We start from the raw sequence: 13,112 nt of genomic DNA, 5'->3' as shown, positions 1-13,112 counted from the left end.
CAAATGTGGTGGATCATTATTGTCTCAATAGCAATATGTATTGTGATTGAGCAATTCTAACACTGATTCAAAAAGTTTGTGCTTCGGGGAAATACCTATTGTGTGGGGCTGATATCGGCGAAGATGAGGGGTTTTGCGGGTGAGATGACGCAATCCGAATTTACTTTTATTTACAAAGTGACGTTGCTTAGGTAGTCTCTGCAAGCATGACTTCCATCACCGATTTCGACGTGCCGTTCGACGGCCACATGCTCAAGGCCGACCACTACACCGGCACCGCCAGCAATCGCATCCTGTACCTGCATGGGGCTGGAAACAGTACCCGCCACGGCCACCATTTGCTACGTTCAGCCTTGCAGCAGCGCGGGCTGGGCAGCGTCTGTTTCGACGCCATCGGTCATGGCGAGACGGGCGGCGCGCTGGCACAATCTTCTGTCGCCAGTCGCACCCGGCAAGCGCAGGCGGTGCTGGCGGCCAGCGCGCTGAGCAAGCCGCTGGTGGTGTTCGGCTCCAGCATGGGCGCCTACAACGCCATCCGGCTGACTGAGCAGCACAAGGTGGATGCGCTGGTGCTGATTGTTCCTGGTGTCTACACACCATCGGCTTATGAGGTGCCGTTCGGACCGGATTTCTCGGCGGTGATACGCAAGGAGCGCAGCTGGGACGATAGCGACGCCTGGGACATCCTGTCGCGCTTCGAAGGACGCCTGCTGGTGATCCACGCCGAGCACGACGCTGTCATCCCGCTGGAAATTTCCGACCGGCTGTTCGGCGCCGCCACCCGCGCGCAATCGCGCCAGCTGCACATCGTGCAAGGCGCTGAACACAATCGCCTGTGGTCACTGCTGGCAGAAACACCGGCGGACTTCGATGCAACCATCGATATGATTGTCAACATGGTTAAGTAAGATCAAAATACGTATCTCAGAGTTGCCTTATCGTAGGACGCGTTTGAAAGCGCCTGCAGATAGGATACTTTGATCATGATACGGTCCTTCGCCAGTAGGGATACAGAACGTCTTTTTTTAAGTGTGCCTGTGCCACGCTTCCGAAATATCGAGCGGCCAGCTAGACGGAAATTATTGTTGCTGCATGCGGTTCATAGCTTAAATGAGTTGCGCATATTGCCGGGAAACCACCTCGAAAGCTTAATTGGCCGTCGAGCGGGGCAGCATAGCATCCGGATTAACCATCAATGGCGAATCTGCTTTCGATGGAGTGGCATAGATGCTTATGACGTTGAAATAATTGATTATCATTAGGAGGTCGGCATGAAAACCGTTCTTCAGGAAATCCATCCAGGCGAGATATTACGTGACGATTTTTTAGTGCCCTTGGGCTTGCCTGAGAGCGTGCTGTTTGATGTATTGGAGGCTCCGCACGAAGAGGTTGCAGCGTTAATTGCTGAGCAGGGACCCGTCACGGCCAGTGTCTCTCTTGCGCTTGCCAGCTATTTTAAGACGAGCAGTGATTTCTGGATGAGTCTACAGGCCGAGTATGAACGGCGTTTGCTGAATGGCGGAAGGCAGTAGGAGTCGAACTTACGAGGGAGCGGCTGACGCCCCCCACCGGGTTTGAAGCCCGGCCCCATCACCGGATGAGTATGCCTTCCGTTGTTTTCCGTTGTTTGCTACGCGCTGTACGCCCATGCGGCGTTCGGGCGTATCAGGTGGATATTGCCAATGCGGCGAGTATAGCCGACACGGTCGAAGAACTCCAGGATCTGTATCGCCCGCTTGCGTCCGAGGCCGGTCGCGTCGCGGAACGATGACGCCTGTACTTCGGGCAGTGTGGTCACCAGTCGCGCCAGTTCATTCAGCTGCTGCGGGTGATAGAACAAGTCTTTCACCACCTGATTCAATTCGCCTGTTTTGGACAGCTTGAGCAGCAGGCGACGCACTTCGGCCTCCGGCATCTGATGCATGCGCATCAGGTCGCGTACCCATGGCGGATCGAAGCCGCCCGCCAGCAGCGATGCGAGTAGCGGCGCCGCCAGTGCCTGTTCCTCGGCGCTCAGTTCGACGCTGTGTTCGGGCAGGTGCAGGCTGCGGCCACGCTGCCGGATGGCGCCATCTTTCAGCAGCGTGTCAATCAGGCGGCTCCACAAGCGGTCTTCCATGTCTGGTGAGACGATGCGCTTCAATCGCCACAATTCCGGCCCGGCGTCGTCCGGCGCGCGCGCGTGGAATTCGCCCAGCGCCTCCAGGATGCGTGCTTGCAGCGCCTGCACCTCGGCGGACGCGATCAGCAGCGTGTCGCCGCCTTGCAGCGCGACTTCCACCGTGCCGGCTGGTGCCTTGATCTGCTCCGCCGGCAGTTGCGACAGGCGCACCAGCGTCGATGCACGCAAGCCCAGTGGCCCGCGTGCCAGCAATGCCGCGATGTCGCCGTTGCCGATGTATGCGGACAGTGCGTCCAGCCACGCCAGGCGTGCCGGGCTGCGCCGCTTGCGCGCCGGCCCGAAAGGATCGAGTACGACACCGCCGCCGATGGTGGCGGTGGCTTGCGCATTGCGGATGACGAAGCGGTCGCCCGGCACCGCATGCACTGGCGCGTCCAGCACCAGTTGCACGCGTCCGGTGTGGCCGGGCGTCAGTACTTCATCGTCGAGCATCACGACGTTGGCGGTGTGGTGGGCGGCACCGAGGTGTACGTGGACGGGTGACCAGGGCTTCAGCGTCAGGCCGCAATCCGGCGTCAGCGTCAGTTGCACGTCGACGCGCTCCGAGCATTCGCCCAGCGCCGGCGCGACAACCCAGCTGCCGCGTGCGATATCGTCTTTGGATGCGCCGCTCAGATTCAGCGCCAGGCGCTGGCCTGCGCGGCCCACTTCGGCGGCGCGGTTTTGCGCGTGGATGCTGCGCACGCGTACTTGCTGGCCGCCGGGCGCCAGTTGCAGCGTATCGCCAATGCGCACGCTGCCCGCCAGTGCGGTGCCGGTGACGATGGTGCCTTGACCAGACAGCGTGAACACACGGTCGACGCCGAGGCGGAATAAACGCCGTTCATCGTTGGCCGGTAGCGTGGTGGCTATTTGCGCCAGGTGCTGTAGCAGCGCAGTGACGCCGACGTCGCCTTCGACCGTGGCGTTGGTGCGGAATATCGGTGCGCCGGCGAAATCGGTGGGCGACAGCAGGGTGTGAATTTCCTGCTCCAGTTGTTCCATGCGCGCAGCATCGGCGCGATCGATCTTGGTCATCGCCACCACGCCGCGCCTGACGCCCAGCAGGCGCAGGATGGACAGGTGTTCCAGCGTTTGCGGCATGATGCCGTCGTCAGCGGCGATCACCAGCAGCGCGACGTCGATGCCGGTGACGCCGGCGGCCATGGTGCGGATGAATTTTTCGTGGCCCGGCACGTCGATCACGCCCAGCACGTCGTCGCCCAGCGGCGTGTAGGCGTAGCCGAGCTCAATCGAGATGCCGCGCGCTTTCTCTTCCTTCAGGCGATCGGTGTCGACGCCGGTGAGGGCGCGCGTCAGCGTGGTCTTGCCGTGGTCGATGTGGCCTGCGGTGCCGACGATCATGCCTGGAGCAGCGACAGTTGTTCGATGAAGCGCTGCTGCTGATGGTCTTGCAGACAGCGCAGGTCGAGCCACAGCGCGTCTTGCGCCACGCGGCCGATGACCGGCAGCGGCAGCGCGCGCAGACGTTGTTCCAGCACGCCTAGCGCGTTGCTGACGCGGCCTGCGGCAGCGGGGCGCACCACCAGGCCGTGGCTTGGCAGTTGGTCGACCGGCAGCGCGCCGCTGCCGATCTGGCTGGTCATGGCATCTTCGCTGACTTCATAGCCTGCGCCCAGTGCGGTTTGCAGCAGTGGCAGAATGGTTTGCGCTTGCGCGCGCATGTCAGCGGCGGGGCGTGTCAGCAGTTTGAGGGTGGTCAGGCGTTCTGGCAGCAGGTCGGGTGCGCGGTACAGCGCGAGCACTGGCTCCAGCGCGGCCAGCGTTAGTTTGCCGACGCGCAGCGCGCGCTTCAACGGATTCTTTTTGATTTGCGCGATCAGGTCTTTGCGGCCGACGATAATGCCGCATTGCGGGCCGCCCAGCAGCTTGTCGCCGCTGAAGGTGACCAGGTCGGCGCCGCCTTCGATGGTTTCGCGCACGGTGGTTTCATGCGGCAGACCGTATTGTTCGAGGTCGACCAGCGTACCGCTGCCCAGGTCCACCGCCAGCGGGATGTTGTGCTTTTTCGCCAGCGGCGCCAACTCATCCAGCTCGATGCTCTTGGTGAAGCCGGTGATGGCGTAGTTGCTGGTGTGGACCTTCATCATCAGCGCGGTGTCTGGGCCGGCTGCTTCGTCGTAGTCTTTCAGGTGGGTGCGGTTGGTGGCGCCCACTTCGCGCAGCACGGCGCCGGCGCGGGTCATCACGTCGGGGATGCGGAAGGCGCCGCCAATTTCCACCAGTTCGCCGCGCGAGACGATGACTTCCTGGTTCAGCGCCACGGTGTTCAGCATCAGCAGCACGGCGGCGGCGTTGTTGTTGACGATGGTGGCGGCTTCGGCGCCGGTCAGTTCCAGCAGCAGCTCTTCGATCAGGTTGTCGCGGTCGCCGCGCTTGCCGGTGTCGATGTCCCATTCGAGGTTCATCGGCCAGCGCATGGCGTCGACTACCGCTTGCACGGCGGCGTCCGGGAGCAGGGCGCGGCCAAGGTTGGTGTGCAGGACGGTGCCGGTCAGGTTGAAGACCGGACGTAATGGTGAAGCGTTTTGTTCTTGCAGGCGGGCGGCCAGCATGGCCAGTAGCGATGGGATGCTGGTGTCGGTGGCGGGTGTGGCGGCTGCCACGTCGCCGCCTTCACGGGAGGCCAGCAGCATGGCGCGCAGTTCAGCCAGCAGCGCGCGTGCGGCTTCCAGCGTCTGCACGCGGCCATGCTGCGCAATCAGCGGTTCGCAGCCGGCGTCGGACAGAATCAGATGCACAGCCGGCAGACGGATCGCGCCCGGTGCCTTATCCGCGTCACCGTGCGGCGATGCCGATGCGGCCATTGCGGTCGGTGCGCTGCTTGTCGTCGCGCCGGCCGCAGCCGCAGCTACGGTGCGTGCGTCCGCCGCAGTGGCGGGCGTCGCGGGAGACGCCGGCTTGCTGCCAATTGCTGGCGGCTTGCTCATTCGGCGTTAAACCACAGCAGAGGATTGCCGCTGGCGCGCGAGTAGCCGGCTTCGCCGACCAGCAGGTCCAGCGTCAGGCTGGCCAGGTCGTCGGCCAGTGGCTCGACGAACAGGTCGTGCTCTTGGTTGAAGATCTTGCGGTAGGTATGGCAGTCCTCGCAGGTCTCTGCGCGTGCTACCTTGCTTGGATCGTTGGCCTTGTTGACTGGCTCGGTTGGCTCCGGCGTGCCGTCTTCCGGTTCGATGCTCTGGTAAGCGATCTGGGAGGTGCTTTCGCAGCACGAGCACTTCACGCGCACCATATGCCATTCACTGGCGCAGCATGCGCAGTGCAGATAGCGATAGCCCTGCGATTGTCCACCGATGCGGATCACGCTGGCCACTGGATGCGCGCCGCACACAGGACACAGGGTGTTGGTCACCAGCGGCTGCACGCGCGGCGCGTCCAGCTGGCTGGCGCGCATGGTCCACATGACTTGCAAGGCTGCAGCCACAAACGGTGCGTGCAGTGGATGCACGCCTTCGGTCAGTTCGGCCAGCACCGCATCGGCGCAGCCTTCCAGTTGCGCGCTGTCGAGCGAGCGCAGTTCTTCCAGCACGGCAGCCAACTGTGGCTGGCTTGCTGCCAGCGGGTCCAGTTCATTCAGGATGGCGCCGAACACGCGGCGCCACGTAGCGGGGCGCTGGCCGCTGACAGGCAGCGGCGGCATGTGGTGATCGATCGCCAGTTCGATGCCGGCAGCGTCTGGCAAGGCGAAAGTTTCAGGCGGCAGTGAGCGGATCACGGCGGCTTGTGCGTCAACCAGCGCAGCCATCATCTTCAGGTAGCCGCTCATGGTCTCGCCGACCGGAATACCCTTGATTTGATTATCTGCCAACTGGCGAAGGCGCGTTGCGCGCGCGGTGAACAGACTGCGTGCTTCCGGGAGCAGCAGGCGCGGTATGGCGGTGTGATCGAGTGCCTCGATTTCGCCAGGTTCTAGCAAGCGTTGTACCAAAAAAAATCTCCCGTATTGCTGGCAGCAGAATCGCTGCCAGCTCAGGGAGTATTTTAATCCCAAATCGGGATCGCCGCAGGCTTAGTCAAGCTTTGTACGGCCTTTGCGGATCACTTCATCAAACCAGCGCGGATGGTGCTTGCGTGCCCAACCGTAGGTGACCGTGCCGCGCACCATGGCGCCGATCGAACCCTTGACCCAGAACGCCGCGTAAATGTGCACGATGATCGACATGATCAGCACCGTCGCGCAGAAGGCGTGCAGCAGCGCGCCGAGACGCACGATCTCGATCGGGAAGTAGAATGCAAAGTACGCGCGCCAGATCACGATGCCCGACAACAGCAGGCCAGCCATGGACAGGATCAATACGTAGAACAGAATCTTCTGGCCGGCGTTGTACTGGCCGACCGGTGGCAGATTCTCTTCACGGTTGTTGAACACGTCCTGTGGTTGCTGCAGCCATTCCTTGTCGCCCGGTTCGAACTTGTTGTGGTGCCAGAAGCGCACCACCAGCACGAAGAACGAGACGAACATCACCAGTCCGATGAACGGATGCAGGATGCGCGTCCACTGGCCGCCGCCAAGGAACACCGCCATCCACGACATCGCCGGATGGAACATGGCGAGGCCGGAGACAGCCAGCAGTATGAAGCAGATCGCCGTGATCCAGTGATTGCTACGGTCGTTGGCCGTATAACGCTGGATCAGCGGATTGCCGTCTTTATCATGGTTGGGTGAGCTCATTTTGCTTCCTCCCTGATACGTTGGGCCTCGGCGACTGCCTCGGCTTCTTCTTCCTTCGACACTTCGTTAGGACCCACGCGCGAGTAGTGGAACCAGCCCGCCAGCGCCGTCACCGCCATGCCGGCCAGTGCCAGCGGCTTGGTCAGGCCTTTCCACAAACCGACCGTGGCGCTGATGCTCGGATCTTTCTTCAATCCGTGGTACAGCGTTGGCTGGTCGGCGTGGTGCAGCACGTACATGACGTGCGTGCCGCCGACACCGGCTGGATCGTACAGGCCGGCGTTCTGGTAACCGCGCGACTTCAGATCCTCGATGCGCTCCTCGGCGTGTTGATGCATGTCCTCCTTGGTGCCGAATACGATGGCGCCGGTAGGGCAGGTCTTCACGCACGCAGGTTCCTGGCCGACAGCTACGCGGTCCGAGCACAGCGTGCACTTGTAGGCGCGGTTATCCTGCTTGGAAATACGCGGCACATCGAACGGGCAGCCAGCCACGCAGTAGCCGCAGCCGATGCAGTTCTCCTGATGGAAATCCACAATGCCGTTGGTGTACTGGACGATCGCGCCCGGCGAAGGACAGGCTTTCAGACAGCCTGGATCTTCGCAGTGCATGCAGCCGTCCTTGCGGATCAGCCATTCAAGGTCACCCTTGGTGTTCTCGTATTCCGAGAAGCGCATGACGGTCCAGGATTGCGCCGTCATGTCGATCGGGTTGTCGTAGACGCCGGTGGTTTCACCCACTTCGTCACGCAGATCGTTCCATTCCATGCAGGCGGTCTGGCAAGCCTTGCAGCCGATGCATTTGGAGACGTCGATCAGCTTGGCGACAGTGCCGGTCACCGGTGTGCGCGCCACCGGTGTCTGGATTGTCGTTGCCGACATGCGCTTGATATCAAGTGATTGTAATGCCATGTTTTATCTCCTCCGGCGTTAAGCTTTTTCCACTTTCACCAGGAACGATTTCGATTCCGGTGTCTGTGAATTGCCGTCGCCTACAGTAGGCGTCAGCGTGTTAACCAGGTAGCCCGGTTTGGTGAGCCCCTTGAAGCCAAAGTTGATCGGCAGGCCGACGTGATGCATCGGTTTGCCGTCGATGGTCAACTGCTTGATACGCTTGGTCACCACTGCTTTCGCAATGATGTAGCCGCGCTTGGACGATACCTTCACCCGATCGCCATGCACGACGCCGACTTCCTTGGCCAGCGCTTCGCCGATTTCGACGAACTGCTCCGGCTGAATAATCGAATTCAGACGCGCATGCTTGGTCCAGTAGTGGAAGTGTTCCGTCAGGCGGTAGCTGGTAGCCGCGTGCGGGAATTCATCCTTCTTGCCCAGTTTCTTGCGGTCGTTCGCGAACATGCGGCCGGCCGGGTTGTTAAAGGCTTTCGGATTATTCGGATGCAGCGGGTTGTGGCCGATCGGCGATTCGAACGGCTCGTAGTGCTCGGGGAACGGACCTTCGGCCATCGCATCACGCGCAAAGAAGCGTGCCACGCCTTCCTGCAACATGATGAATGGACCCATGCCGTTTTCCGGCGGTTCGTCCGCTTTGTAGTCCGGCACGTCGGCGCCGCCCCAGTTGGTGCCGTTCCACGCGATCAGCTTGCGCGTCGCATCCCATGGCTTGCCTTGCGGGTCGCACGAAGCACGGTTGTACAGCACGCGGCGGTTGGCCGGCCAGGCCCAGGCCCAGTTCAGCGTATTGCCGATACCGGTCGGGTCGCTGTTGTCGCGGCGGCCCATCTGATTGCCTTGCGCGGTCCACGAACCGGCAAAGATCCAGCAACCGCAAGCGGTGCTGCCGTCATCCTTCAGTTGCGCGAAGCCTGCCAGCTGCTCGTTCTTCTTCAGGATAACCTTGGTCGGATCTTTCGGATCGGTGATTTCCTTCAGCGCTTTACCGTTGAATTCCATCGCGATCTCTTCCGGCTGCGGCGAGTGCGGCTGCGCGTAGTTCCAGGTCAGGTTCAGGATCGGATCAGGGAACTTGCCGCCGTCTTTCTTGTACGCCGCTTTCAGGCGCAGGAACAGGGCCGACATGATTTCCAGGTCGCTGCGCGCCTGGCCTGGCGGCTCGGCGCCTTGCCAGTGCCATTGCAGCACGCGCGACGACGAGACCAGCGAGCCACGCTCTTCAGCGAAGCAGGAAGTCGGCAGGCTGAATACCTCGGTCTGGATCGCTGCCGGATCGACCTTGTGGAAGTCGCCGTGCGGTTTCCAGAACTCCGACGTTTCGGTTTGCAGCGGGTCCATGATGACCAGCCATTTCAGCTTGGACAGGCCGTCAGTGATCTTCTGCTTGTCCGGGCCGGAGGCCAGGATGTTGAAGCCCTGGCAGATGTAGCCGGTCATCTTACCCTGAGTCATCAGCTCGAAAGCCTGCATCATGTCGTAAGGTTTATCCAGCTTCGGCAGGTAGTCGAAGGCGTAGTTGTTTTCCTCGGTGGCGTGATCGCCCCACCAGGCCTTCATGAAGGAGACCAGGAACTTCTTCGAGTTGCTGTAGTAGCTCAGCTGATTAGGGCGCAGCGGTTTCAGCGCGCGCTTGGCGACATAGGCATCCCAATCCTGCTCGGCCTCGCCTGGCAGGCTCAGATAGCCCGGCAGCATATTGGTCAGCAGGCCCAGGTCGGTCAGACCCTGGATGTTGGAGTGGCCGCGCAGCGCGTTCATGCCGCCGCCGGCGATACCCATATTCCCCAGCAGCAGCTGGATCATGGCGCCGGTACGCAGGGTTTCCGCGCCGGTCGAGTGCTGGGTCCAGCCCAGTGCGTACAGGATGGTTGCGGCACGGCCCGGCACAGCGGTCGATGCCAATGCTTCCGCCACCAGATGGAATTTCTCCGGCGGCACGCCGCAGGCTCTTTCCACCATCTCTGGCGTGTAGCGCGCGTAGTGCTTCTTCATCAGCTGGTACACGCAGCGCGGGTGCTGGAGCGTTGGATCGATCTTGGCATAGCCATCGTCGCCCATCTCGTAGTTCCAGCTGCTCTTGTCGGTGTACTTGTTCTTTTCGTCGTCCCAGCCCGAATACAGGCCGTCGTTGAAGGCGAAATCTTCGCGCACGATGAAAGGCATGTCCGTGTAATTGCGGACGTACTCGTGTTGAATTTTGTCGTTGGTGAGCAGGTAGTTGATGATGCCGCCCAGGAACACGATATCCGCGCCGGTACGGGTAGGGACGTAATGGTCCGCCACCGAGGCCGTTCGGGTAAAGCGTGGATCGACCACGATCAGCTTGGCGCCGCGATGCGCTTTCGCTTCCGTGACCCATTTAAACCCGCAAGGGTGTGCTTCTGCTGCGTTGCCGCCCATGACCAGGATAACATCAGCATTCTTGATGTCTACCCAGTGATTCGTCATCGCACCACGTCCAAATGTCGAGGCAAGACCTGCCACCGTTGGACCGTGTCAAACACGTGCTTGGTTGTCGAATGGGAGCATGCCGGTGGCACGCATCGTTTTATGGGTTAAGTAGCCGACTTCGTTACTGGCTGCCGATGCACACAGCATGCCGGTGGTGGTCCATCGGTTGACGGTTTTGCCGTCTTCGGTTTTTTCGATGAAATTGGCGTCACGGTCCTCTTTCATCAGCTTGGCGATGCGGTTCAGCGCGTCATCCCACGACATCGGGCTCCATTCGCTCGCACCTGGAGCGCGGTATTGCGGCGCCAGCAAGCGGTTAGGCGAGTGGATGAAGTCGATCAGCGATGCGCCTTTCGGGCACAGCGTGCCGCGGTTGACCGGGTGGTCGGCGTCGCCTTCAATGTGGATGATGCTGGATTTGGCGTTTTTGGCGCCGTCGCCCAGGCCGTACATCAGAATGCCGCAACCGACGGAGCAGTATGGGCAAGTGTTGCGGGTTTCGGTGCTGCGCGCCAGCTTGTACTGCCGGACTTCGGCCAAAGCCGTAGCCGGTGCAAAGCCGAGGAGCGCAATGCTCGAACCCGCGATGGTCGCGCCGGTTACCCGAAGGAACTGGCGTCTCGACATCTGGTTCATGGAATACCTCTCTTGTTTGTCTAGTGACCTCCCAAGTTTATCACCTGCATTAACCCTGTCGTGAGTGCTGAATTGTATTAATTGTTGCTAATACGCCAGAACTGCCTTTTGGTATGGGTGAATTGATAATTTTTGTTTTGCTTATAACAAGCTTTCAACTGCCTGAATCGATGGCGGCGAGGCGCCGGGGCCGAGGCAGGCGGCGGCGCCTGCGGCTACCGAGAATTGCAGGTGCTGCAACGGCGTCGCGTCGATGCGGTGCATCATGCTCCAGGCCAGCGCGGCGATGCTGGCGTCGCCGGCGCCTACCGTGTCCACCACCTCGATGCGTGGCGCCGGCTGTGACCAGCTTTGGTCGCCGATATGCAGCGAGGCGCCATCCGCGCCTTTGGTGTACAGGTAGGTGGCGGCCGGGTTCCAGCTGCGCAGCGTGTCGAAGGCGCCGGCGATATCGTCGGTGCGGAACAGGCCCGCCAGGTCTTCTTCGGAGACCTTGATCACATCGGCCAGCGCTGTCATGCGGCGCAGCGTGGTGTCATAGCGCTCGTCCATCAGCACGCGGTAGTTGGGATCGTAGCTGATGCGCACACCCTCATGTTTCAGCTGCTCGGCCAGCGCCAACAGCTTGCCGGCCAGCGGCTCGCGCGCCAGGCTGATGCCGCCGAAGTGCACCCACTTGCAGTGCCCGCGCCAGCCTTGCGGCAGCTGCGCCGCATCGAAATGCAGGTCGGCGGCATCGTCGCCGATGAAGAAGTAGGCCGGTGGATCGGTGCGGTGGACGATGGCCAGCAGCGGCGATTTCGCGTAACGCTGCAGGAAGCGCAGGTCCAGCCGCGCCGCTTCGCTGGCACGCCACAGCGCGTCGCCGAAGACATCTTTGCTGATCGCGCCGGCAAACGCGGTCGGCACATCCAGCGCGGCCATCGTGCGTGCCACATTCCAGGTCGAGCCGCCGGTGAGGCTGTACCAGTGCTGCTGCGCGCCGTCCTGCACCACCATGTCGGTCAGCGCTTCGCCCGCTGCGATAAACAAGGGGAATGCCGTCATCTCAGTCTTTCACCACATTGAGCACTTCGTAGCAGGCGCCCATGGTGTGGTAGTCCACCTTGCCGGCCGGGCTTTTCTCGTCGGTCAGCTTGCTGTTGTCCGGCGCGAGAATGCGATACCAGGCGCCATGCTGGTGATCGACGAAATGCTCCCAGCTGTAGGCCCAGATCTTGTCGTACCAGGTCCAGTAGCGATGCTCGCCGGTACGCGCCGCCAGCAGGGCGGCGGTCGCCAGGCTCTCGGCCTGCACCCAGAAGTATTTGATGTCGTCGCAGATGCTGCCGTCCGGCGCGAAGCCGTAGTAGATGCCGCCGTGTTCGTGGTCCCAGGCTTTCGCCAGCGCCGCGTCGAACAGCTCCGCCGCGCGCGGCAGCAGCCAGTTCGGATTTTGCGACAGGTGGGCTGCATGGCGCTCCAGCAATAGCAGCAGCTTGGCCCATTCGGTCAGGTGGCCGGGCTGGTAGCCCCATGGACGGAAGATGTTGGTCTTGTCGTGGCGGTTGTATTCCGTGTCCACCGACCAGTCGGAGTGATAGTGTTCCCACACCATGTTGTCGGCCAACGCCGCCTGGCGGATGGTGATGTTGCGCGCCAGCGTTTCAGCGCGCAGCAGGTAGGCGCGCTCGCCGGTCGCTTCAAAGGCGGCGATCAGCGCTTCGCAAGCGTGCATATTGGCGTTCTGGCCGCGATAGCTGTCCAGGTGCGACCAGTCGGCGCTGGCCTCGTCAGCGTACAGGCCGTGCTGCGCTTCCCAGAAGCGCTTTTCCATCAGTTCGAAGGTTTCGGCGATCCATGGCGCCGCCTGCGTTTCACCAGCCATCAGCGCGTGGCTGTAGGCCAGCAGCACGAAGGCCAGGCCGTAGCAGTGGTTGGTGCCGTCGGTGACGCGGCGTTCGCCGTTGTTCCAGTCCAGCTGCCATGCGTAGCCGCCGGTGGCAGGATCGCGGTGCGCGTCGCGCAGGAAGGACAGCGCATGACGCAGGCGCTGGCGATCTTCCACGTCGCCAAACTGGCGCCACGCCATCGCATAGTTGAAGACGAAGCGGGTGCTGCTCACCAGATGGCGCGTGTGCGCATCGTAGACAGTGCCGTCGTCTTTATAGAAGTGATACAGGCCGCCGCTGGGATCAACGCAGCGGGCGTCGTAAAAATGCTTGGTGTGGCGGATGTGGTTCAGCAGCGTGCTGCGGGAGCGGAAATCAGGGGCCAT

11 protein-coding genes and 1 tRNA gene are annotated in these 13,112 nt (G+C 61.7%); 3 read left to right on the top strand and 9 right to left on the bottom strand.

The annotated features are described in order from the left end of the window. Window positions 1-206: 206 nt before the first annotated feature. The 3 genes from BLS51_RS05420 to BLS51_RS05410 all read left to right on the top strand — a co-directional run bounded on the left by BLS51_RS05420 (window position 207) and on the right by BLS51_RS05410 (window position 1,532). Window positions 207-908: an alpha/beta hydrolase gene (locus BLS51_RS05420; protein ID WP_090177029.1), complete on the top strand. Its 702-nt coding sequence runs from the start codon at window positions 207-209 to the stop codon at window positions 906-908. A gap of 75 nt (window positions 909-983) precedes the next feature. Continuing rightward, the gene (locus tag BLS51_RS05415; protein WP_090177032.1) at window positions 984-1,262 is read left to right on the top strand and encodes a type II toxin-antitoxin system RelE/ParE family toxin; all 279 of its coding nucleotides are present in this window, start codon (window positions 984-986) and stop codon (window positions 1,260-1,262) included. A gap of 9 nt (window positions 1,263-1,271) precedes the next feature. Then, entirely contained in the window at window positions 1,272-1,532 is a 261-nt protein-coding gene (locus tag BLS51_RS05410) for a HigA family addiction module antitoxin (protein WP_090177035.1), read from the top strand. Here the strand turns inward: BLS51_RS05410 and BLS51_RS05405 are convergent. The 9 genes from BLS51_RS05405 to BLS51_RS05360 form a co-directional block, all read right to left on the bottom strand. Then, window positions 1,517-1,612 (bottom strand) — tRNA-Sec (locus BLS51_RS05405). The genes BLS51_RS05410 and BLS51_RS05405 overlap by 16 nt on opposite strands. An 18-nt stretch (window positions 1,613-1,630) precedes the next feature. Further along, window positions 1,631-3,526, bottom strand: coding sequence for a selenocysteine-specific translation elongation factor (gene selB / locus BLS51_RS05400; protein WP_090177039.1), 1,896 nt, complete (start codon window positions 3,524-3,526; stop codon window positions 1,631-1,633). Beyond that, window positions 3,523-4,989, bottom strand: coding sequence for an L-seryl-tRNA(Sec) selenium transferase (selA, locus tag BLS51_RS05395; protein WP_090180569.1), 1,467 nt, complete (start codon window positions 4,987-4,989; stop codon window positions 3,523-3,525). Before selA ends, selB begins: the two co-directional genes overlap by 4 nt. A gap of 119 nt (window positions 4,990-5,108) precedes the next feature. Beyond that, window positions 5,109-6,110: a formate dehydrogenase accessory protein FdhE gene (gene fdhE / locus BLS51_RS05390; protein WP_090177043.1), complete on the bottom strand. Its 1,002-nt coding sequence runs from the start codon at window positions 6,108-6,110 to the stop codon at window positions 5,109-5,111. 81 nt (window positions 6,111-6,191) lie between these two features. Beyond that, window positions 6,192-6,854, bottom strand: coding sequence for a formate dehydrogenase subunit gamma (locus tag BLS51_RS05385; protein WP_090177048.1), 663 nt, complete (start codon window positions 6,852-6,854; stop codon window positions 6,192-6,194). Further along, complete coding sequence (gene fdxH, locus BLS51_RS05380; RefSeq protein WP_090177052.1) at window positions 6,851-7,765, bottom strand: formate dehydrogenase subunit beta; 915 nt, start codon at window positions 7,763-7,765, stop codon at window positions 6,851-6,853. The genes BLS51_RS05385 and fdxH overlap by 4 nt, the downstream gene beginning before the upstream one ends. 18 nt (window positions 7,766-7,783) lie before the next feature. Then, window positions 7,784-10,855 (bottom strand): formate dehydrogenase-N subunit alpha, encoded by a 3,072-nt coding sequence (gene fdnG / locus BLS51_RS05375; protein WP_090177058.1) that lies wholly within the window; start codon window positions 10,853-10,855, stop codon window positions 7,784-7,786. A 141-nt stretch (window positions 10,856-10,996) separates the two neighbouring features. Beyond that, window positions 10,997-11,902 carry a carbohydrate kinase family protein gene (locus BLS51_RS05365; protein ID WP_090177062.1) on the bottom strand — a complete coding sequence of 302 codons (906 nt, stop codon included), beginning with the start codon at window positions 11,900-11,902 and terminating at the stop codon, window positions 10,997-10,999. A gap of 1 nt (window position 11,903) precedes the next feature. After that, entirely contained in the window at window positions 11,904-13,112 is a 1,209-nt protein-coding gene (locus BLS51_RS05360) for an AGE family epimerase/isomerase (protein ID WP_090177065.1), read from the bottom strand.

It is taken from the genome of Duganella sp. OV510 (assembly GCF_900100205.1).
In the GTDB taxonomy this organism is placed as follows: Bacteria; Pseudomonadota; Gammaproteobacteria; order Burkholderiales; family Burkholderiaceae_D; genus Rugamonas.
This window is presented reverse-complemented; position numbering and strand designations above follow the sequence as displayed.